17 protein-coding genes and 1 pseudogene are annotated in these 22,140 nt (G+C 64.8%); 8 read left to right on the top strand and 10 right to left on the bottom strand.

From position 1 onward, the window contains the following. Positions 1-3 precede the first annotated feature (3 nt). Entirely contained in the window at positions 4-1,215 is a 1,212-nt protein-coding gene (locus tag NVV93_RS02670; protein WP_258252919.1) for an acyl-CoA dehydrogenase family protein, read from the top strand. A gap of 153 nt (positions 1,216-1,368) precedes the next feature. Here NVV93_RS02670 and dxs read toward each other — a convergent pair whose 3' ends face one another. The 3 genes from dxs to NVV93_RS02685 form a co-directional block, all read right to left on the bottom strand. After that, the gene (gene dxs, locus NVV93_RS02675) at positions 1,369-3,258 is read right to left on the bottom strand and encodes a 1-deoxy-D-xylulose-5-phosphate synthase (protein WP_258252920.1); all 1,890 of its coding nucleotides are present in this window, start codon (positions 3,256-3,258) and stop codon (positions 1,369-1,371) included. A gap of 330 nt (positions 3,259-3,588) precedes the next feature. Further along, entirely contained in the window at positions 3,589-4,545 is a 957-nt protein-coding gene (locus NVV93_RS02680; protein WP_258252921.1) for an alpha/beta fold hydrolase, read from the bottom strand. A 231-nt stretch (positions 4,546-4,776) separates the two neighbouring features. Beyond that, positions 4,777-8,052 carry a carboxyl transferase domain-containing protein gene (locus NVV93_RS02685; protein WP_258252922.1) on the bottom strand — a complete coding sequence of 1,092 codons (3,276 nt, stop codon included), beginning with the start codon at positions 8,050-8,052 and terminating at the stop codon, positions 4,777-4,779. Positions 8,053-8,265: 213 nt separating this feature from the next. Between NVV93_RS02685 and NVV93_RS02690 the strand changes: the two genes are divergently transcribed. Beyond that, complete coding sequence (locus NVV93_RS02690; protein WP_258252923.1) at positions 8,266-9,177, top strand: phosphatase PAP2 family protein; 912 nt, start codon at positions 8,266-8,268, stop codon at positions 9,175-9,177. A 247-nt stretch (positions 9,178-9,424) separates the two neighbouring features. Here NVV93_RS02690 and NVV93_RS02695 read toward each other — a convergent pair whose 3' ends face one another. The 3 genes from NVV93_RS02695 to NVV93_RS02705 form a co-directional block, all read right to left on the bottom strand. Next, on the bottom strand, positions 9,425-10,876 hold the full coding sequence (locus NVV93_RS02695; protein WP_258252924.1) for an amino acid permease: 1,452 nt from the start codon (positions 10,874-10,876) through the stop codon (positions 9,425-9,427). A 205-nt stretch (positions 10,877-11,081) separates the two neighbouring features. Continuing rightward, positions 11,082-11,969: a polyprenyl synthetase family protein gene (locus NVV93_RS02700; protein ID WP_258252925.1), complete on the bottom strand. Its 888-nt coding sequence runs from the start codon at positions 11,967-11,969 to the stop codon at positions 11,082-11,084. Then, complete coding sequence (locus tag NVV93_RS02705; RefSeq protein WP_258252926.1) at positions 11,966-12,208, bottom strand: exodeoxyribonuclease VII small subunit; 243 nt, start codon at positions 12,206-12,208, stop codon at positions 11,966-11,968. The genes NVV93_RS02700 and NVV93_RS02705 overlap by 4 nt, the downstream gene beginning before the upstream one ends. 792 nt (positions 12,209-13,000) lie before the next feature. Between NVV93_RS02705 and NVV93_RS02710 the strand changes: the two genes are divergently transcribed. The 6 genes from NVV93_RS02710 to NVV93_RS02735 all read left to right on the top strand — a co-directional run bounded on the left by NVV93_RS02710 (position 13,001) and on the right by NVV93_RS02735 (position 17,368). Next, positions 13,001-14,248, top strand: a complete 1,248-nt coding sequence (locus tag NVV93_RS02710; RefSeq protein ID WP_258252927.1) for an integrase arm-type DNA-binding domain-containing protein — start codon at positions 13,001-13,003, stop codon at positions 14,246-14,248. Continuing rightward, positions 14,248-14,685 carry a hypothetical protein gene (locus NVV93_RS02715; RefSeq protein WP_258252928.1) on the top strand — a complete coding sequence of 146 codons (438 nt, stop codon included), beginning with the start codon at positions 14,248-14,250 and terminating at the stop codon, positions 14,683-14,685. Before NVV93_RS02710 ends, NVV93_RS02715 begins: the two co-directional genes overlap by 1 nt. 86 nt (positions 14,686-14,771) lie before the next feature. Then, on the top strand, positions 14,772-14,978 hold the full coding sequence (locus NVV93_RS02720) for an AlpA family transcriptional regulator (RefSeq protein WP_258252929.1): 207 nt from the start codon (positions 14,772-14,774) through the stop codon (positions 14,976-14,978). Continuing rightward, positions 14,975-15,232, top strand: coding sequence for a hypothetical protein (locus NVV93_RS02725; protein WP_258252930.1), 258 nt, complete (start codon positions 14,975-14,977; stop codon positions 15,230-15,232). The genes NVV93_RS02720 and NVV93_RS02725 overlap by 4 nt, the downstream gene beginning before the upstream one ends. Next, complete coding sequence (locus NVV93_RS02730) at positions 15,225-17,039, top strand: YfjI family protein (protein ID WP_258252931.1); 1,815 nt, start codon at positions 15,225-15,227, stop codon at positions 17,037-17,039. Before NVV93_RS02725 ends, NVV93_RS02730 begins: the two co-directional genes overlap by 8 nt. Continuing rightward, positions 17,036-17,368 (top strand): hypothetical protein, encoded by a 333-nt coding sequence (locus NVV93_RS02735; protein ID WP_258252932.1) that lies wholly within the window; start codon positions 17,036-17,038, stop codon positions 17,366-17,368. The genes NVV93_RS02730 and NVV93_RS02735 overlap by 4 nt, the downstream gene beginning before the upstream one ends. A gap of 91 nt (positions 17,369-17,459) precedes the next feature. Here the strand turns inward: NVV93_RS02735 and NVV93_RS02740 are convergent, their stop codons facing one another. The 4 genes and pseudogenes from NVV93_RS02740 to NVV93_RS02755 all read right to left on the bottom strand — a co-directional run bounded on the left by NVV93_RS02740 (position 17,460) and on the right by NVV93_RS02755 (position 22,136). Then, entirely contained in the window at positions 17,460-17,597 is a 138-nt protein-coding gene (locus NVV93_RS02740) for a hypothetical protein (protein WP_258252933.1), read from the bottom strand. A 260-nt stretch (positions 17,598-17,857) separates the two neighbouring features. Further along, a pseudogene (locus tag NVV93_RS20080) lies at positions 17,858-17,980 on the bottom strand (AraC family transcriptional regulator); the annotation flags it as partial. Between the two features lie 97 nt (positions 17,981-18,077). Continuing rightward, positions 18,078-20,651, bottom strand: coding sequence for a LuxR C-terminal-related transcriptional regulator (locus NVV93_RS02750; protein ID WP_258252935.1), 2,574 nt, complete (start codon positions 20,649-20,651; stop codon positions 18,078-18,080). A gap of 111 nt (positions 20,652-20,762) precedes the next feature. Further along, positions 20,763-22,136 (bottom strand): DUF1329 domain-containing protein, encoded by a 1,374-nt coding sequence (locus NVV93_RS02755; RefSeq protein ID WP_258252936.1) that lies wholly within the window; start codon positions 22,134-22,136, stop codon positions 20,763-20,765. Positions 22,137-22,140 lie beyond the last annotated feature (4 nt).

Here is a 22,140-nt window from a genome sequence, read left to right on the forward strand (position 1 = left end):
CTCATGAACCTGGAAATCCCGAAAAAATTCAGTGGCCTGAGCAAGCAGGCGCAGCAGGTGGCGGCTAATTATTTCCGCCCGCTGTCGCGCAAGTACGACAAGGCTGAGCACACCTACCCGAAGGAGCTCGATCTACTCGCCGCCTTGCTCGACGGCATGAACGCCGGCTCGCCGGACGCCGTGGGCGCCACCTCGGCGAGCAAGCGTGGCGCCGAGCAGGAGCCGCACGCGGGGATCAAGAACGGCGGCAACCTGGCCGCGCTGCTCGGCGTGATCGAGCTGTGTTGGGGCGATGTCGGCCTGCTCCTGGCCATGCCGCGCCAGGGCCTGGGCAATGCGGCCATCGCCGCGGTGGCCAACGAGGAGCAGTTGCAGCGCTTTCGCGGCACCTGGGCGGCGATGGCGATCACCGAGCCGGGCTGCGGTTCCGACTCGGCGGCGATCCGCACCACGGCGATCAAGGATGGCGATGACTACATCCTCAACGGCGAGAAGATCTTCGTCACCTCCGGCCAGCGCGCGGCCGCGGTAGTGGTCTGGGCGACGCTGGACAAAAGCCTCGGCCGGGCGGCGATCAAATCCTTCGTGGTCGAGCACGGCACGCCGGGCATGAGCGTCACCCGGCTGGAGAAGAAGCTCGGCATCAAGGCCTCGGACACCGCCTCGATCAGCTTCAACGACTGCCGGGTGCCGGCCGCCAATTTGCTCGGCAATGCCGAAATCGATGTGCAGAAGGGCTTTGCCGGGGTGATGGAAACCTTCGATAACACCCGTCCGCTGGTCGCCGGGATGGCCATTGGGGTGGCCAAAGCGGCTTTGGATCGCACTCGTGAGTTGCTCCAGCAATCGGGCTGTTCGTTCGCCTATGACAAGCCGCTACTGGTCGCCAGTCATGCCGAAGCGACGCTCTATCGCCTGGAAGCCGAATGGGAAGCGGCGCGCCTGCTGACCATGAAGGCGGCGTGGATGGCCGATAACAAGCTGCCCAATTCCAAAGAGGCCTCGATCGCCAAGGCCAAGGCCGGGCGGGTCGCCAATGAAGTGACGCTGAAATGCGTCGAGCTGGCTGGGACGCTGGGTTATGGCGAGGATGAACTGCTGGAGAAGTGGGCGCGCGACTCGAAGATCCTCGACATCTTCGAAGGCACCCAACAGATCCAGTTGCTGATCATTGCCCGGCGTCTGCTGGGCAAGAGTTCCAGCGAGCTGAAGTAGCGCCGGCGGTACGGTTGGCCTATTCGGAGTGGACGCATGGGCCAGCCCCGGATTGCATCCGGGCTACGGTGCTGCGCTCGCCCCATCCTGCGGGCTATTCGATCAGCGACCTGTAGGGCGGGTGCAACCCGCCGCTTTGAAAAGCGCCGTGGGCTACAGCTGCGCCAGGCGGGCCCGTACGCTGCGCTCGATACCGGCGGCATCCAGGCCGCATTCGGCGAGCATCTGTGCCGGTTTGGCGTGCTCGACGTAATAGTCCGGCAGGCCCAGCTGCAGCAGTGGCTTGAGCAGTTGCTCGGTGGCGAGGAACTCGCCGACCGCGCTACCGGCGCCGCCCATGACCGAGTTTTCCTCGATGCTCACCAGCAAGTCGTGGCTGGCAGCCAGCTCGCGGACCAGTGCTTCATCGAGCGGTTTGACGAAGCGCATGTCGACCACCGTCGCATTCAGCGTTTCGCCGACGACCAGCGCATCGGCTAGCTGCACGCCGAACACCAGTAACGCGATTTTCTCGCCTTGGCGACGGATCACGCCCTTGCCGATTTCCAGCGGCTCAAGCGCCTGCTCAATCGGTGTATTCGGGCCGCTGCCGCGTGGGTAGCGCACCGCCGCCGGGCCATCGAACAGATAGCCGGTGGTGAGCATGCGGCGCAGCTCGTTCTCGTCGCTGGGGGTCATCACCAGCATGCCGGGGATGCAGCGCAGATAGGTCAGATCGAAGCTGCCGGCGTGGGTCGGGCCGTCTTCGCCAACTAGCCCGGCGCGGTCGATGGCGAACAGCACGTCGAGGTCCTGCACCGCGACGTCGTGGATCAGCTGATCGTAGGCGCGCTGCAGGAAGGTCGAGTAAATCGCCACCACCGGTTTGGCACCTTCGCAGGCCATGCCGGCGGCCAATGTCACGGCGTGCTGCTCGGCGATGGCGACGTCGAAATAGCGTGCCGGGAAGCGTTCGCTGAAGGCCACCAGATCCGAGCCTTCTTTCATCGCCGGGGTGATGCCGAGCAGGCGCTCATCGCTGGCAGCCATGTCGCACAACCACTCGCCGAACACGCTGGAATATTTCGGTCCGGAGGCTTGCTTGGGTGCAACGGGAGCGTTGATCGGTTCGAGCTTGGTGATCGCGTGATAACCGATCGGGTCGGCCTCAGCCGGGGCAAAGCCCTTGCCCTTGGTGGTGATCACATGCAGGAACTGCGGGCCTTCGAGGTCGCGCATGTTGCGCAGGGTGGCCAGCAGTGTCGGCAGGTCGTGGCCGTCGATGGGGCCGACGTAGTTCCAGCCGAGCTCCTCGAACAGGGTGCCAGGGACCAGCATGCCCTTGGCGTGCTCTTCGGCCTTGCGGGCGATCTCCCAGGCGCCGGGCAGGCGCGACAGGACCTTCTTGCTGCCCTCGCGCATGCTCGCGTAGGTGCGGCTGGAGAGAATCTTCGCCAGGTAATTGGACAACCCGCCGACGTTGCGCGAGATCGACATGTCGTTGTCGTTGAGCACCACGAGCATGTTGGCCTTGACGTCGGAGGCATGGTTAAGCGCCTCGAAGGCCATGCCGGCGGTCAGTGCGCCGTCGCCGATCACCGCCACGCTCTTGCGCTTGCTGCCCTGCAGCTTGGCGGCGATGGCCATGCCCAAGGCAGCGCTGATGCTGGTGCTGGAATGGCCGACGCCGAAGGTGTCGTACTCGCTTTCCGAGCGGCGCGGGAAGGCGGCGACGCCGTCCTTCTGGCGCAGGCTGAGCATGCGCTCGCGGCGCCCAGTGAGGATTTTGTGCGGGTAGGCCTGATGACCGACGTCCCACACCAGGCGGTCGTCGGGGGTGTCGAACACATAGTGCAGGGCGATGGTCAGCTCGACTACGCCGAGGCCCGCGCCGAAGTGCCCGCCGGTTTGTCCGACGGTGTACAGCAGGTCTTGGCGCAACTCATCGGCCAGGGTTTCCAGCTCGGCTTCGGCCAGCCGGCGCAACTGATCCGGCGTCGCCGCGCGGTCGAGCAGCGGGGTGGCAGGGCGGTCACGGGGAATCTCGTGGAAAGTCGTCGGCATCAGGGTTCGTTATAGGCGTACAAAAGATGCGGCAGTTTACCCGAAGCGCCGAAAGCTGCCCAATCGGCGAGGCGAGGGTGTAGATGAAGCGGCCGGTTGGCGATTGCGAGCCGGTTGGCGGGTGCACACCCTCTCCCCCGGCCCCTCTCCCACCAGTGGGAGAGGGGAGGAAAGGCGAGCTATGAGGCAGTTCGGAGAGGGGGAACCAACCAGCGTACGCGGACTGCTCCCTCTCCCGCGCGCGGGAGAGGGAAGAACGAGCATGCGATCGGGTCCGTAGCCCGGATGCAATCCGGGGGCGATTGCCGGTTTTCCCGGATTTCATCCGGGCTACAGTGCCGCTGGATAGTGGCGAGCGAGGAAATCCAGCAACAGACTGTTCATCTGCTCGGCGCACTGGTTCTGAATCCAGTGACCGCAATCGGCCAGCACATGCTGTTCGAGATTGGGCACCAGTTCGGCCATGCGCTTGACGGTGTAGGCCTCGAGTTTGCCCACCGGGTCCTGATCGCCGAGCAGGAACAGACTGGGTTGCTCGATCTTGCGCTCGGCGAGCGATTCGGTGCGCTGCCAATTGCGGGTGAAGTTGCGATACCAGTTCAGTGGGCCGCGAAAGCCGCGCTCGAAGGTGCGTAGGTACACGGCGAAATCCTCGGCGCTGCACCACTCCGGATAGCCGTGCGGTTCGGGCATGCCATCGAGCAGGCGGGCATCGGCCGGTTTGGCCTGCAGGAACACGTCGCCGCTGCCGCCGAGCAGCAGCAGGCGCAGGCTGCGCGGGATGTCGGCGTCCAGCTCGCGCTCCGCCACGCCGGGCTCTTGGAAGTACAGGATGTAGTTGAAACGGTCGCGGTTGGCCTCGCGCATGATGTCGATGGCCGGCCGCTTGGGCCGTCCGCCAAATGGCACCGACAGGGCGCCGAGCACCTTGACCCGCTCCGGCTCGAGCAGGCCCAGATGCCAGGCCACCGGCGCACCCCAATCGTGGCCGATGACGCAGACTTCATCCTGGCCGAGGGCGTCCATCGCCTCTTGAATGTCGGCGCACAGGGTCAGCAGCTCGTAAGCCTCTGGCTCGGGCGGCGCGCTGCTCTGGCCGTAGCCGCGCATTTCCGGAATCAGCACGCGATAGCCGGCCTCGGCCAGCGCACCGATCTGCTGGCGCCAGGAATGCCAGCACTCGGGGAAACCGTGCAGCAGCCACACCGGGCGACCCAGCGGCGGGCCGGCGCTGTACAGGCTGAGGGTGATGTCGTTGACGGCGAGCAGTTCGTGTTCGATGGGCATTAGCGGAGCTCCTAAATCTGAAAGTGACGCTGCCTAGCTCGCCGCCGCGCCCGCTCTCCGCGAGCGCTAGCGGCTGCTCTCAATCCCATGCCGTTGAGACCGCGGCCAGCGGCAGGACGTGCAGCTTGGATTGGTGCCAGCTGCGCCCTTCTGTCGCCTGGCGGCTCCAAGTGCTGGTCGAGCAACTCACGCGTCGACCAGCGGATGCTGGGGCCGCGAGGCCTTGGTCGGCTACCAGGTGTCCACGAACGGGCGTTTCTTGCCCTCGCGCTTGGGCGGCTGAGGCGCTGCGTTGAGGCCCCGGAGCAGCCAGGCGCGGGTGTCCTGCGGATCGATCACCGCATCGATCTCGAGGAAGCTGGCCATGTTGATCGCCTTGCCGCTGTCGTAGGCCTTGGCCACCAGTTTGTCGAACAGCGCCTGACGCGCCGCGGGGTCGGCCTGGGCCGCCAGTTCCTTGGAGAAACCGAGGCGCACCGCGCCCTCCAGGCCCATGGCGCCGAACTCGGCGCTCGGCCAGGCGATGGTGAACAGTGGCGAGTGGAAACTGCCGGCGGCCATCGCCTGGGCGCCGAGGCCGTAGCCCTTGCGCAGCACCACAGTGAAGAACGGCACGCTGAGGCTGGCCGCGGCGACGAAGATGCGCGACACGTGGCGCACCGTGGCCTGCTTCTCCGCCTCCGGGCCGACCATGAAGCCGGGGGTGTCGCACAGCGAGATGATCGGCAGGTCGAAGGCGTCGCACAGCTGCATAAAGCGCGCGGCTTTGTCGCCGGCCAGCGCGTCGATGGCGCCGCCCAGATGCGCAGGGTTGTTGGCGATCAGGCCGAACGCCTGGCCTTCGATGCGCACCAGCGCGGTGATCAGCCCGGGCGCGAACTGGCGGCGCAGTTCCAGCACGCTGCCAGTATCTGCAAGCAACTCGATGACCCGACGGATGTCGTAGATACGCAGACGGTTTTCCGGAATGACCTGGCGCAGCTCGCGTTGGTCGACGCACTGCCAGTCGCTCAGCGGCCCTTGGAAATACCCCAGGTATTGCTTGGCGACGCGCACCGCCTCGGCTTCGTCGGCGACCAGCACATCGATCACCCCGTTGGGCGCCTGCACGCTGACCGGGCCGACCTGTTCCGGCGTGAAACTGCCTAGCCCGCCACCTTCGATCATCGCCGGCCCGGCCATGCCCAGGGTGGTGTCCTGGGCGGCGATGATCACATCGCAGCAGCCGAGCAGCGCCGCGTTACCGGCGAAGCAGCGCCCCGAGACCACGCCGACCAGCGGCACCAGGCCGGACAGCTTGGCCATGCCGACGAAGGTGTGGCAGTCCAGCCCGGCGACGCCGACGAAATCGCTGTCGCCCGGCCGCCCGCCACCGCCCTCGGCGAATAACACCAGCGGCAGCCGCCACTGCTCGGCGAGCTGCAGCATGCGGTCGGTTTTCTTGTGATTCATCATCCCCTGGGTGCCGGCGAACACCGTGTAGTCGTAGGCTATGGCCATGCAGCGCGCCGCCTGGTCACCGAATTGCGTGGCGTTGACCGTGCCGATGCCGGCGATCAGGCCGTCCGCCGGACTCTGTTCGATCAGCTCCTCGAGCGAACTGCGCCGCCGGCGTGCGGCCAGGGCCAGGGCGCCGTATTCGATGAAGCTGTCGGCATCCAGCAGCGCGGCGAGGTTCTCGCGGGTGGTGCGCTGGCCAGTCTTGCGCCGCCGCGCCACGGCCTGTGGGCGGCGTGCGTCGCCGAGCACGGCATGGCGTTCGAGCACTTCAGCCAGGTCGGCGCGGATCTGCGCCAGGTCGCGGCTTTCCTCGGTCTGTGCGGCGGTACCGGCCACCTCCGCCGGCTCGATGAACAGCAACGGCTGGCCTTCGTTGAGCGCCTGGCCCGGTTGCGCGGTGAGCAGGCGGACCATGCCGCTATGGCTGGCCGTGACCACGAACTCCATCTTCATCGCTTCGAGCACGGCGATCTGCTGACCGAGCGCCACGCCGTCGCCCTCGGCCACTTCCAGGCTCACCAGTACGCCGGTGCTCGGCGTAGTCAGCGGCAGGCAGCCGGGCGGTACCTCATTGGCCGCGACTTGGGCGCTGTCGGCGGCCGTGCAGTTGGCGAAGTACAGGTGCGGATGGGCCTGCGCCTGGGCGGCCAGCAAGTCGGCGAGGTGGCGTTCGACGTAACGGGTGTCGACCTGGTTGCTTGCCACCTCGGGCAGGCGCAGCAGGTTTTGCAGCAGGTGCAGGTTGCTCGCCACGCCTTCCAGACGGAATTCGCACAGCGCCCGGTAGGCGCGGCGCAGGGCGCTCGGATAATCCGCCGCCTGGGCGATCACCTTGGCCAGCAGCGAGTCGTAGCTGGGGCTGACCGGGTAGCCGGCATAGCCGTAACCGTCGACACGCAGACCGGGGCCGGACGGCGGTTCGTAGGCGCTGAGCGTGCCGGCGGCCGGGCGGGTGCTGCCGTCGGCGTGCATGCTTTCCAGGTTGACGCGCACTTGCACGGCGTAGCCCTGCGTCGCGGGTGGCGTGCTTAGATCCAGTTCGGCGAGGCTGTGGCCGGCGGCGAGTCTGAGCTGGGTATGCAGCAGATCGACGCCGGTAATTTGTTCGGTGACGGTGTGCTCGACCTGGATGCGCGGATTGGCTTCCATGAAATAGAAGCGTCCCGGCTGCGCCTCATCGAGGAGGAATTCGAAGGTGCCGAGGCCTTGATAGGCCACTTCGCCGGCCAGGCGCAGCGCCGCGTCGATCAGCGCGTTGCGGGTGGCAGCGGGCAAGCCGGGGCTGGGGGCAACTTCCACTAATTTCTGGTGGCGACGCTGCAGGCTGCACTCGCGCTCCCACACATGGCTGACCGCGCCGCTGCTGTCGCCGAGCACCTGGATTTCGATGTGCCGGGCGTGTGCTACCAGTTGTTCGACGTACAGCGCGGGGTTGCCGAACGCCGCTTGCGCCTCCGATTGACAGCGCGCGTAGGCGTCGTCCAACTCGGCCATGTCATGGACCGCGCGCATGCCGCGGCCGCCGCCGCCGGCCAACGCCTTGAGCATCAGCGCGCCGTGCTCGGCGAGAAACTCGCGCGCCTCGTCGAGCGTCACCGCACGGTTGATCCCCGCCACCAGCGGTACCCCGCAGCGCTCGGCCAGGGCGCGCGCCTGGGCCTTGTCGCCGAACAGTTCGAGCACCGCTGCGCTCGGGCCGACGAAGGTCAGGCCGGCAGCCTGGCAGCGGCGTGCGAATCCGGCGTTCTCGGCGAGAAAGCCGTAGCCGGGATGAATCGCCGTGCAGCCGTGTGCGCGGGCGATGCCGATCAGCTGTTCGATGTCCAGATAAGCCGGCACCCCGCGACCCTTGAGCGGCACCGCCTGGTCGGCCTTGCGCACGTGCAGCGACGCGCCGTCGTCTTCGGCGTACACGGCGACGCTGCGGATATCCAGCTCGGCGCAGGCGCGGGCAATGCGAATGGCGATTTCGCCACGGTTGGCGATCAGCAGGGCGGCGAAAGGCATGGCGGGTTCCCGATCAGGTGATAGCTGCAGCATAGGTAGCTGGGCCGGCGGGCTGAAGCTTGGTCTAGTCAGCCGAATGTCGGTACCCCGTGCAGCCTTATCACCAGCGCTACGATTCTTTACGGCGAAACACTGGCGGCACCGGGTGTCTCGCTGGTTCAATCGACTGGCTGGTCATCGACCAGTGCTAACCCATAACAATAAGGAATCGTCATGTTTGAATTGCTGCACAGCCTGGATTGGGTGCTGCCATTGCGCTCGCCAGAGCTGACCCAGGTAGCCAACGGCTTTACCTGGCTAGGGTATGGAACCTTCCTGCTGTTCGCCGTGCCGATCGGCTACTGGGCCTGGAACAAGGGCACGTTCTTTCGCCTGCTACTGCTGCTCGGGGTAACCGCGTGGCTCAACGCGTTGTTCAAGGACCTCTTTCAAGATCCGCGGCCGCCGCTGGAACTGCGCCTGGACGACCGCGTCGGGGAAAGCTTCGGCTTGCCCAGCGGCCATGCGCAGATGGCCGTGGTGCTGTGGCTGGGCCTGGCCTACGAAATGCGCCGCGCCTGGTTCTGGGTGGTCTGCGGGCTGATTTGCCTGGGGGTGATCCTCAGTCGCCTGTATCTCGGTGCTCACGATGTCGAGGACGTGCTGGTCGGCGCGCTGCTCGGCGGGGTGACCTTGCTGGTGTTCGCGAGGGTCAAGGACTGGGCGTGGTGGCGCGAGGCGCATGTGGCCTGGCCGATGCTGGGCGTGGTGCTAATTAGCGCGGTCAGCCTGGCACTGTGGCCGGGTGAGGCGCCGGATTATGTGCCGTTGTTCACCGGTCTGTTGGTGGGCGCCATTGCCGGTTGGCGCATTGAGCAGCGGCTGCTCGATTTCAGTAGCGCGGTAGCGCTGTGGCGCTGCGTGCTGGCCGGCGTGCTGGGTGCGCTGGGCTTTGTCCTGCTGCAAAAGCTGCTCAAGTTTGTCGGCGCCAATGTCGCGCTCGAGCCGCTGTACTGGCAGATGCTGCGCGGCCTGGCGATGGGCCTGTTCGTCACCCTGCTAATGCCGTGGCTGCTGGTCAAGGTACGCCTGCTGCCGGCGCGCCGGATGCCAGCAGCGCCAAGCGCCGAGTTGGTGGACGCGTAGGGTGTACTCGCGCAGCAGCACGCCGGGGGAGCGGGCGATGCCGGCGAATGGTGAACTGTTCGTGACCCTGGCGATGCCTGGCTGCTGGTCCAGGCAAGGCTGCTGGTGGCGTAGCACAGTGCCGAGGTGAAGCCGTCGCCGATATCGGCAGGCTGACGAGGGTTGCCAACAGCAGAGCGCCGGACAATGTCCGGCGCTCTGCTGTTCGGTCCAGCCGGTTACCGGCCGGCGTCGTGGTGCAGTCGTGTTACAGGCTCAGATGCCCGGTCCACAGACCGATCAATGCGGCCAGGGCCATGCCAACCACGACCAGGCACACCAGCCATTCGGCGGCGTTGAGTTTCTGCCGTTGCTCGCGTTTGCCAAGGATGAACAGCGGCAAGCCGATCATCCACACCACGGCGGCAAGCAGTACGTATTTCAGGCCGGCGCCGTAGAGCATGAACACCACGAAGGCGATGGCGATACCGGCCAGCAGGGTTTCCCCTGCGCGGCCGCGGGCGCGATCGCCTTCATAGCCCTTGCCGGCCAGCCCGCACTTGAACGCATACAGCGAGGACAGCAGGTAAGGCAGCAGTGCCAGCGAGGTGGAGAAGGCCAGCAAGGCCAGGTAGCCGGCGTGGCTGAAACCGGCGACCAGCATCATCACCTGGGCAATGCCGGTGGTCAGCCACATGGCGTTGCGCGGCGCGCCATTGGCGTTGAGTCGACCGATCCACTGGGTGGCGCTTTTACCGCGTCCGGCGAGCATCACTTCCTCGGCGCTCAGGGCGACCCAGGCGATCAGCGCACCGAGCACCGAGACGATCAGACAGATATCGATCAGGATGCCGCCCCAGGGGCCGACCATGGCGGCCATCAGACCGGCCATCGAAGGTTGATGCAGAGCGGTGATCTGCGCTGCCGGCAAGATGCCGAGGGCCAGCACCGAGGTACCGACCAGCAGCACGCAGACGATGATTGCGCCGATCGTCGAGGCCTTGGCGACATCCGACTGTTTGCGGGCACGGGTGGCGTAGATGGTGCCGGACTCCAGGCCGATCAGCGTCCACATGGCGGCCAGCAACACGGTCTTGCTCTGGTCGAAGACCGAGGCGTCATGACTGCTACCGTAGAAGTCGGTCATGAAGATCTTGCTGTCGAAGTGGTAGATGGCGAAGGCGATGAACAGCACGATCGGCACCACTTTGGCCACGGTGGCGATGTTGTTCACCGTGGTGCTGGTCTTCACGCCGCGCAGCACCAGGCCGTTGATGATCCACAACAGCGCCGAGGCGGCGATGATGGCTGGCCAGGTGGTGCCCTCGCCGAAGTACGAGAACACCCCGAAAGCGCCGAGGGCGCTGAAGATCACTACCAGGTAGGAGGCGTTGCCGATGGCGTCGCCGGCGCCGTGGCCGTAGGCGCCGAGGAAGCCGCCGATGTGCCCGAAACCAGCTTTCGACCAGCCGTAGATACCGTCGTCGATGTCTTTCTGGCGTAGGGTGAGGTTGCGGTAGACGGACACCAGGGCAAGCATGCCGAGGGCGACGATGGTCCAGCCGAATAGGATGCCGAGGGTGCCGGCACCGCCGGTGAGGGTAGCGGGCAGGGCGAAGATGCCCGAGCCGATGGCGCTGCCGACGATCAGGGCCGTCAGGCCGAATAGCCCGACCTTGCCGCTGTCCACGGCTGTTTGGATTTCACTTTCAACTTTCATGTACCACTCCTTGGGTCAGTTATCCGACCTCGAGCCTAGACATGTGCTGATCGTTATAGAGCCGGGAGCGGAGTAAAAATTTGATCCAGCGCAACGGCGGCACCAGTAGGACTACCGCGCGGATGAGTGGTGTGACTTTGCGAGCCAGGACGCGGTGGATAACTGCGCCGGCTCCGCGACAGGGGGATTGTCTGCTGGCGGCGGCTCAGCTGCGTCGTTCGACGATATAGCGCGCCAGCTCGCGCAGCGGTTCGGCGTTGCCATCGAATGGCTGCAACGCCAGCAGGGCCTGATCGCGCAGCTCCAGGGCATAGGCCTTGGCCGCCTCCAAGCCGAGCAGGGCGGGGTAGGTGGGCTTGTGGTTGGCTTGATCCTTACCCTGGGTTTTCCCCAGGGTGGCGGTGTCGCTTTCCACGTCGAGGATGTCGTCCTGCACCTGAAACGCCAGCCCCACAGCCTGCGCATAGCTGTGCAACGCCTGGAGGCTGGTGGCGTCGGCGCGGCCGCTGGCCAGCGCGCCGAGTTGCACGCTGGCTTCGATCAAGGCGCCGGTCTTGTGCCGGTGCATGATCTCCAGTGCCTGTTGATCCAGCGTTTGGCCGACCGAGCCGAGGTCGATGGCTTGCCCGCCGACCATGCCCGAAGGGCCTGCCGCACGGCTCAGCGCGGTCAGCATAGCCAGGCGAATCTCGGCGGCATGCGGGTTGCGCAGAGGATCGGCGAGAACTTCGAACGCCAGGCTCTGCAGGCCGTCGCCGGCGAGGATTGCGCTGGCTTCGTCGAAGGCTTTGTGAGTAGTGGGCTGGCCGCGCCGCAGATCGTCGTCGTCCATCGCCGGCAGGTCGTCATGTACCAGCGAATAGGCGTGGATCAGCTCCACTGCGCAGGCGGCGCCGTCGGCCTGGGCCTCGGCTCCGCCGAGCGCCTGGCACGCGGCGTAGGCGAGGAGCGGGCGGACTCGCTTGCCACCGTTCATCACGCTGTAGCGCATGGCCTGGTAGAGGCGTTCAAGCTCGCCGCGCGGCGCTTGCATCAGGACATCCAGCGCCGCATCGACGCGCCGCTGGCAATGTTGTTGGTAGCTATCGATCATGCCTGCTCGTCCGCATCGAACGGAGCTTCCTGCAGTTCGCCATCGCGTTCGAGGAGGATCTGCACTTTCTGCTCTGCCTGGGCCAGGGCGCCCTGGCATTCGCGGGTCAGACGGATGCCTTGCTCGAAGGTGGTCAGCGAGTCTTCCAGCGACAGCTCGCCGCTTTCCAGGCGCTCGACCAGGGTTTGCAGTTCGGTGAGCGACTGTTCGAAATCGGGGGAGGTTTTCTTGCGGGCCATGGTGGCATTCTCGGCGGGAAATCAGCGGCGCGACACTAGCAGAGCGTCGCGCGCCAGGGCAAATCGCCCGGACCGTCTGCGCCGGGGCGGCGACCGATATTTCCCTTGAGCGAATGGATTGTCGCCCGTCTCGAAATGCAGGAGGCCACTCGTGACCTCCTGCAGGGTGAGCCATGACCAGCCAGCACGCCAGCCAAGATCCGCGCAATCCCGACCTGATCAATCCACCTCGTGAGGATGAGGACGCCGATCAGCTCGTCGACCCTATTGCCGGACGATCCGGGTATCGACGGCAACGATGGCTCTAATCAGCCAACTTGAGGGAGCGCAACGAGCCGGCATTTGCCGGCTTTCTGGGGGCTGAACCGCCGACGCCAGCGTTCCTCAAGGGTGGCGCGCCGATCATCCTCTTGGCTGAACTTTCCCGTTTGGCGCCGCTTCTACCTGGAGCATCCACAATCGGAGGGCACGCCATGCACGTCAGTCCGTTGTCTTTCGCATTGATTGCCGCGCTGGCATTCGACTGCGGAACACGCTGGTGATGGCTCACAGATCCCTGCCGTTAGTCGTTGCGGTGCTTCGGGTGTTTTTACGGGCAATAAAAAAGCCGGCTTGTGGCCGGCTTAACTAGCGTCCGTTAGAGTTCGACGGATTCCGTTAAGCCCTAGTAGTTACGGGGCTTGCAGCCTATCATGCGTCCGAAGCCTTCCGACTGTTTGCGCAAAAATCCACCGCCAAGGTGTGGGTCAAAGTGTGGGTCGGGAGGTGTGGGTCAGGATTTTGGAGGGCTGTATGGGCAAGCTGACGGGCAAAACAGTCGAGTCCCTTGCGAGGGCTGGCGTACCGGGCAAAACCAACGATGGTGACGGGCTGTATTTCCAGGTCAGCAAAGCCGGCGCATCGAGCTGGATTTTTCGCTACAAGCTGGAAGGGAGGGGTCGGGAGATGGGTTTAGGCCCATATCCCGCCGTTACGCTCGCCGAGGCCCGGCAACTGGCCGCAGACCAGCGCAAGGCTTTGGCTGCTGGTGCTGACCCGCTCGCCGCCCGTGATGCTGCCCGCGAAGCGAAGCGCGAGGCTGAGCGCCAGGCGCAGGCCCGTCGCATTACGTTCGACACGTTGGCGACTGAATATCAGCAAGCCCACGGCGCGAGCTGGTCGGAGAAGTGGCGCAGGGGCTGGCTGCGCAAGCTGGAGCTGTACGCCTTCCCCCATATCGGCAAGATGCCTGCCGCCGAGATTCAGACCGAGCACGTTTTAAAGGTGCTACAACCGATCTGGGCAGCCAAAACCCGTACCGCTGATGAGGTACGCGGCCAGGTTGAGCAAGTGTTGGATGCCGCCAAGGCCCGCCGCTTGCGCGAAGGCGACAACCCGGCCCGCTGGCGCGGACACCTGGACAATCTGCTGTCGAAGGCCGAGAAGAAAAAGGCCCGCCAGCGTCAGCACTTCCCCGCGATGAAGTGGCAAGGTGTGCCGGCCCTGATGCAGACACTGGCTCAGGACGAGAGCCGCGCCGGCGTAGCCGCCCGGCTGATGATTTTGACCGGGGCGCGTGCGCAGATGGTGCGCTTTGCTGCGTGGGACGAGTTCGACCTGGACTCTGGTGTCTGGTCGCTGCCCGCCGAGCGGATGAAAATGCGCAAAGCTTTCGCTGTACCCCTGGCCGCCGAGGTCAGCGCAATGCTGGAGGCCATGCCGCGCATCGAGGGCAGCCCGTACCTGTTCCCCGGCCAAGGTAAGTCCGGTGTCATGCACGCCAACGCGATCCGCAATCTGCTGCACGGCTTGGGGCACGACGACGTGACCCGCCACGGCTTCCGGTCGAGCTTCCGAGATTGGGCGAATGAATCCACGCATTACCCGCGTGAAGTGTGCGAATTGGCGCTAGCCCATGATGAGCGCGACCAGACCGAGGGGGCGTATTCCCGCTCCGATTTTCTGGAGAAGCGCCGAGCGCTGATGGCTGATTGGGCGGCCTACTGCACGACAGCGCCAGCAGGTGGCAATGTCGTGCCGCTGGTGCGGAGGGCGGAGTGATGAGCAGAAGAAAGGCTCGTAACCTCCGCGTCAAATTCGAGTTTAAGGATGGGGATGTCTATACATCACCGGCGAAAAAAGCGGCTTTCAATGAACTTGTCCAGTTGGGATATCTGTACGTCGCCGGCGACGGCGACGCTATCAGTCGGAAACGTTGTAAAGATAGGCTTATGGACGCTGCCGAGGCGTGGATAGCCTGGGGGTTTGAAGAGGCGCAAAACATTCAGAACGGATTCCTCGGTGCCGCACAACTCCGTGATGAGCGCCAGCCGGTGTGGGATCGCTGGCAGGCCCGGGGCGAGGAAATTTACGCGGCCAATCCGCACCTGAGCAAAACTGCCGTTTGCACCAAAGTAGCCGAGGAGTTTGGGGTTAGCAGAGAAGCTGTCGGCAAGCGTGTTTCTGGCATTGGCAAACCAAGGAAAAGCTCCAAGTAACTTTTTCGGTAAACAGCGTCCGCGTTCCCATTCTTTCTGCCATTAAATCCGTAACCGTCCGTTCCGAAACGAGGAGAGAGACGGTTATGACCGACACCCGCAGCAACACCCCCGACGAAATTTGGCGACTGCCGACCGTGATGGCCAAGACTGGCTACAAGCGCAGCTCAATCTATGAATACATGGCACGCGGTGAATTTCCGCTATGCCATCGAATATCCCGACGCTCGGTCGGCTGGAGCAGCCTGGCCGTCCAAGCTTTTATTGATGCCAAGCTAGAGGGCCAGGAATGACTCTCCAAAAACGACAAAGCCCGGCGGCAACCGGGCTTTGTCGAAACAGCAGTGAACGTCAAAACGTTACCACCGACGCCAGCAGCCGGGAAGTCCGGTTGATCGCCGACATTCTGGAGCAGAGCGAATACCAGTCGGGTCGGCAGCAATTCGACGGTGACACCACCCAATACCGGAACGCCCTGGAGACCGCCCGAGTAGTTGCTCGACAGATACGCGCCCACCTCTCGCCGCAGGGTGGACAGCATGAATGATCCCAACGAGGAGGCACGCCAGCACTATCAGCGCGAGATAGCCGAGGCCAAGCAGGTTATCGAAGATGTGCGCGACGAGGTGAACAACGGCGCCCCGCTGAACACGGACCGTATCGACAAGATGGCATGTGCTCAAGCCAGCATCGACCAACAAAGCCAACGTCTGGCCGAACTGCCGGAACAGGATTATCGGGAACCCATCCCACTACTGCCCGACGTGGAAGCCGCCGCCCCCTATCCGCTGGATGCCTTGGGCGACTGCCTGGGCGGCGCTGCCAGGGCTATTGTCGAAGCTGTGCAGGTGCCGGAGGTTATGGCTGCCCAGACGGTTCTTGCCGCTGCCGCTATGGCTGCCCAGGCCCATGCCAATGTCAAGCGCGACGGCCAGTTGATCCCGCTGTCACTGTACTTCTTGACCGTGGCCGAATCGGGCGACCGCAAGTCATCGGCTGATCGCTGGGCACTGCGAGCCCACCATCAATACCAGAAAGACTTGATTCATCAATTCAAGGCTAAAACTAAGGAACACCGCAATTACTGCGCTGCCCATCAAAAGGCTCGCTCAGCCCTGCTGGATAAAGTCAAAGACAACCCTGAGACAGTTGCCGCCGAACTCGGCAAACTAGTAGAGCCGGAGGCACCGGTCTCACCCTTCATTCTCTCCGAAGAGCCCACTATCGAAGGTCTGGAAAAGTCCCTGCTGCACGGCCAGCCCTCGCAAGGATTGTTCAGCGATGAAGGCGGCCAGTTCTTCGGCGGCTATGCCAGCAAACCGGAAAACATCCTCAGAAGCGCGGCCTGGCTGTCCAAGCGCTGGGACGGGGCACCCCTCAACCGCACCCGCGGAGCAGATGGAGAAACCGCATCGCGCAGCGGCTGCAAGCTGAGCGTGCACCTGATGACTCAGCCCATCGTTGCAACGACCGTACTGAACGACCCCATCCTGAAAGGGCAGGGCGTCCTGGGGCGCCTCCTGATCGCGTGGCCGGAATCGTTGGCCGGGACCCGCTTCTATCGGGAAATTGATCCCACGCAGGACAGAAGGCTAGGTCGCTGCTGGCAGCGCATGGCGGCCCTGCTGGAGCGCGAGCCGACAAGGGATGAACACGGCGAACTTGATCCGTCATCGCTGATACTGACACCTGAGGCGATGACTGCATGGATAGCCGAGCATGACGCCGTCGAGGGGCAGTTAGGGCCATTGGGCGACCTGCAAGAAATTAAGGCGACCGCTGCGAAGAGCGCGGAGAACCTTCTGCGCATCGCCGGCGTGATGGCCATAGTAGAGGACAGAACGAACATTGGCGCCGATCTGATCGAGCGCGCCGCGAGGCTTATGCACTGGTATCTGGGCGAAGCCCTGCGCATAACCAACCCGGCCATGAATCCGCAAATACTGAAGGCTCAACAACTTCTGGAATGGTTATTGAAGAACAATTGGCACGCGTTCGAAGCCCGGGCACTGCAACAGAGGGGCCCCCGCTGTGTCCGCAAGAACGCCGCCGAGCGTAACGCCCTCCTGGGCATCCTGGTTGCTCATCACTGGCTGTTCACCCACGACGGCAAGCAATTCAGCATCAATCCATTGGCCACAACGGCTACAACGGCTACAACGGCTACAGGACCTATGCTAGAGCGGTTTGCCAGTGGCAACGCACTGGCTACAAATGGCTACTCCGAGCCTCAGCCCTCCCCGTTGTCGCCACCTGTAGCCAATCTGTCGCCAGCCTCAGCAAGCTCTAGCTCGGAGCTTGTAGCCGTTGTAGCCAATGTAGCCGCCCCACCAAAGTACGAAGGGGAGATATGACCACCACCGAACTGATCCGGATGGCCGAGGCTGAAGGATTGGTTCTGGCTCTGGATGGCAAGCGTCTGATCTGGAGCGCCGACGTGCAGCCACCTGATGAACTGCTGGCCGATCTGAAGGCGCAAAAGTCGGCCATAGTTCAAGCGCTCCATTGCCGATGGCTCGCCCGTGTCGCTGCCCTGCTGGAATGCTCGCCGACCTATCTGATGGAGCACGGCTTTATCGACTCGCACGACCTTGCCGAGCAATGTGGAATGCACCCACGCTTCGCCGCCCAACTGGTCCGCAGTCACCCAGAATGGAAAGCTGCGAAATTGCAGCGCACTTGACCGCCCAGTTGCATTGCCGCTGACCACAACTTGCATCCGACTTGACCAAAACACGCCGAAGAGGTGACCGGCAGAGAACGGCCAAAAGCGGTCAGTTACCAGCAGGTGGACCAGTAAACGTTGTCCACCCTATAAACGGCCAGGCCTTGCCGCCCTCCGCCAGAAAATCGTTGTATGGGTCGACCAAAAGTAGTGCTGTGTTGTTCTGCGCGTAGGTGTTGTGAATCATGAGTTGCTTCCTCTCTTGTCGAGCGGCTCTGCCTTCTCCAATCCGCTTCTGATTGACGGGCCGTACACTGTGTCCATTCTGCGAATCCGATGGCCGAGGACATTGCTGTCACCGACCCCTGAAAATCACTTGGAGGGATGTTCGTGATCGCAGGCTGTGAGTTCAGCAACAAGACCCTTCAGCTCGCTGAGGTGGTTCTCGTAGAGACTGCGAGGTGTTGAGCTGTACTTGTTGCATAGGAATGCGGCAGCTGCGACGGCGAAGGGCGACTGCAAATGCCGGCGATCGAGCAGCAAGGCTTTGCCAACCGCGTCGGCGATCCCGGGCGACAGACGTCGGCGTAGCAGGTGCAGCATGAGATCGGTTTGGGCGAAGGCGGCACCCTACCCAGTGTGTTGGGGATGGATAAGCGGGCGAAGGATGGATTTGCGCAGAGCGGCGCAATGGGTCGGGGGGGGAGGCGCAACGGCCCCCTGCGCCTCAGTCCAGCAACCCCAGTGCCTTGGCCTGCACCAGCGCCTGGGTGCGCCGCTCGACCTTGAGCTTGCCATTGATGCGGCGGGCGTGGGTCTTCACCGTATGCAGGGAAATGAACATCAGCTCGGCGATCTCCTGGTTGGAGCGGCCCTGGGCGATCAGCTGCAGCACCTCCAGCTCGCGCGCGGTCAACGGCGAGGCCTTGTCCTTGCCTTGCTCCGCGTCAGGCACCGGCCTCTGCTGCAGATATTGACGCTGCCCCTCGCCGACATGCTGCTGCAAAAGCTCGGGCTGGCGTGCATGAAACTCCAGCAGCGGGCGCACCAGCTGCATGCTCTGCGCTTCGGCCAAGGCGCCGCGCAGCTCGTGCTCGGCCGCCGCCTGGTTGCCTTCGGCCAGCAGCGCCTCGACCAGGCTGAAACGACACTCGCAGGCGAGAGCCAGCAGACCCTGCTCCCGGCATTCGGCGTGCAGCACATGCAAGGCCGCGAGGGCCGGAGCCAGCAGGCCCGCGCGCAGATCGGCCAGGACCAGGTAATGGCGCAGCCGCGGCAGCAGGTCATAGAAGCCGGAGGGTGGCAGCAGTTCCTGGCGCTGATAATGCTCGAACAAGGGCTGCAGGATTTCCCGCGCCGCCTGCCAGTCGCCCCGACGCAGGCACAGCGCCCCATCGGCCAACTGCAGCACGCCGCGGTAGCGCTCCTCCGAGACCTGCAGCAACTGCATCTGCCGCTCGGCCTCGCGCAGTAGCTGGAGCGCCTGGGCATGATCACCGGCATCGGCGGCCAGCTCGGCCAGGCCCAGGTAGCCGAACAGCAGGTAGGCATCCTCACAGACTTCCGCCTCCTGCAGGCCGACCCGGTAGGCGGCATACGCCTCCTCCGTGCGGCCCTGGCTGGCCAACAGGCTGCCATGCAACAGGCGCAGACGCGCCAGCACCGGGCCGTGGCGCTGGGCCGTGGATACCTGTTGCAAGGCCTTATCGGCCAGCTCCACGCCGCGCTCGAACTCGCCGCACATGGCCAGCAGATGAAGCTGATCGACGTTGAGCAAGCCCTCGAAGACCAGGCTGCCCTTGAGTCGGGCCAGCTTCAGGCCCGCGTCGCCGCAGCGCCGCGCCTCGTCCAGCTCGCCCAGCGCCAGCGCCTGCTGGGCCAGGGCCTGATAACACAGCACGCGCTGCGACCAAGCTGTCTCGGACAGCACCTCGAGCGCCTCCAGGCAGTGCTGGCGGGCACTGCGGCGGCCGAGCTGGCGCTGCTGCACGCCGATCACCGCCTGCCACTGGGCCAGCAGCTGGCGCTGACGGTGGACATCGGCCTGGGGCAGGAAGCGCGCCAGGTCGGCCATGCAGGCCTCCACCTGGTCGAGCCGTGCACAGAGCAGCAGCGCCCAGCCGAGCAGGGTGATCACCCGCGGCGTGCTGGTGAACAGTGTGCTCGGCAGCTCGCTGCGCCATTGCAGAAACTGGGTGCCGCTCTGCTCGACCAGCAGCTGCTCCTGACCGAAGCGCTGCAGGTAGCTGGCCGCCAGCTCCGGCTGCTCCGCCCACAGGGCGTGCTCCACCGCCTCGCGCATCAGCCCGTGCTGGAAGAACCACTGACTGGCGCGCTGGTGCAGCTGCGGCAGCGGTAGCCCGCCGGGCAGACGCTTGAGACTCTGCGCCAGTGGCCGCGAGAGGCGGAACCACTCGCTCGAACGCTCCAGGCCATGGCTGACCACCAACTGCCGATTGCGCAGCTCGTCGAGCAACTCGCTGCTGTCCACCTCCAGCAGCTGCTCGCACAGCGCGGCCGAGAAGCGCAGCAGGTGCGCCAGCACCAACAGCGCCCGGCTGAGTGGCGGCGGCAGGCCGCCGAGCACCTCGCGGGCGATGTACTCGCGCAGCAGCGGCGTGCCGGCGACCAGCCGCTCGCGCAGCAGCGCCGGATCGGCTTTGAGCAGCAGCAGGCCGATGCCCGCCGGCCAGCCCTCGTAGTCGTGCAGCAGGCGCTCGCCCAGCTCTGTCGGCAACTCCAAGCCCTGCGCCGCCAGCAGTTGCTGCAGCTCCGCGGCGTTCAGCGCCAGGGCCTGCGCGTCCAGTTCCTGCAATTCGCCCTGTAGCAGCAGGCGCGGCAGACTCCAGGCCGGACGCCGCCGCCCACCGATCCACCAGCGCAGGGTCGGCGGGGTTTGCTCGAGCAGACGGCCGAGGCAGTCGTCCAGCGCCACGCTGGGCTGCCGCGGGTAGTCGTCCAGCATGATCCACAGGGGTTGCGCGAAGCGATCGAGCAGGCGCCAGAGCTCGTCCTCGGGCTCGCCGGGCCCGGGCGTCAAGTCCAAGGCCGCGGCCAAACGGCCGAGTAGATCGGCAGGGCTCAGCGTACGGCCGCCCAGATCTAGCCAAAGCATCCGGGTGTCGGCCGGCGCCTGGCGAGCACACTCGTTGAGCAACACGCTCTTGCCGAATCCGGCGGGCGCACAGAGTAGCGTCAGCCGGCAATCGTTCGTCAGCAGCGCGCGGCTCAGTCGCGGGCGCGGCACATGGGCGGGCGGCAGGCGCGGAAGGCGATTGTGCGGGCGGGCATGTCTGCTCATTGCATCGACTCTCTGGGGCCCGGCAGCGGTGCCGGCAGCCCTTGATTAGGGCCTGTTGGAAAATAAAAAAGGCGACCCCTCAAGGTCGCCTTTTCCTAACTGCCTAAGCGATCAACGCACGCCGGCGTTGCGCAGCGCGGCAGGCGTGTACTCGATGGCCGAAGCCTTGGTGCCGTACTGGATGGCGCTCTTCTCTTCGTTGGTCATGGCGCTGGCCACGTAGCGACCGGCGATCAGGTCGTACAGGGCTTCCATGGCATACACCGGAGTCTGCACCGCGTATTGCTGCACCAGCATGGACTGGCCGACGCGCCACAGTTGGCCGCGACCGTCATACAGCTCGGAGACGGCGATCTGCCAGGAGTCCTCGTCGAGGAAGAAGCGGCGCTTGCCATAGATGTTGCGCTCGCCGCTTTTCAGCGTGGCTTCCACTTCCCAGACCCGGTGCAGCTCGTAGCGCGCCAGTTCCTGGTTGGTGTGACCGGCCTTGAGGATATCGCTGTACTTAACCTGCGGCGAGGCCAGACGGTAGTTGTTGTACGGGATGTACAGCTCGCGCTTGCCGATCAGCTTCCAGTCGTAACGATTCGGCGCGCCATTATACATATCGAGGTTGTCGGAGGTGCGCAGGCCGTCAGCGGCTGTGCCCGGGCCGTCGTAGGACACCTGCGGGGCGCGGCGCACGCGGCGCTGGCCGGCGTTGTAGATCCACGCCATGCGCGGCTCGGCAACCTGGTCCAGCGAGTCGTGCACCAGCAGCACGTTACCGGCCAGGCGTGCCGGCGCGGTGACCCGCTGCTTGAAGAACAGCAGCGCGTTGGCCGCCTTCTCCGGCGTCAGGTCGGGCATCTCGCCGGGAACCCCGACGGTTTCGTCGAAGCTCACCAGGGTGTAGCTGCCGTTGGTCTGCGGGGTAGCCTGCGCGGTCTGGCGGTGCAGGTTGCCGCCGCGGTAACGGGTGATGTGGTTCCACACCACTTCCAGGCCGTCTTTCGGAATTGGGAAGGCGTAGTAGCGGCTATCAGTGAAGTCCTTCAGGCCGTTGCCGCCTTCCATCAGGGTGGTCTTCACCGCGCTGATCTTGGCCGCCTGGTAGACCTGCTCCGGCACCGCGGCGGTGCGGTGACTGGCATAGACCGGCATGCTGTAGCTGTCCGGGTAGCGCTCGAACATCGCCAGCTGGCCTTCGGACAGCTTGGCTTTGTACTGCTCGAGGTTCTTCGCGGTGATAGTGAACAGCGGCTTCTCGCCGGCGAACGGATCGGCGAGGAAGCCCTTGGCATCCACCGCCGCCGCGTTTTTCGCCAGACCGCCGGTCCAGGCCGGAATCGAGCCGTCGGCGTTGCCGACCTTCTCCCCACCCAGCGGGGTCAGGCTGGTGCCGAGTTTGGCGGCCTGCTCGGCGCTCACCGCGGCCATTACGTTGGCGGCCAGCAGGCTCAGGGCCAAGGCGCCGCATTGAAGCATGATCTTACGAGTAGTCATGGTT

It is taken from the genome of Pseudomonas sp. LS44 (assembly GCF_024730785.1).
GTDB lineage: Bacteria > Pseudomonadota > Gammaproteobacteria > Pseudomonadales > Pseudomonadaceae > Aquipseudomonas.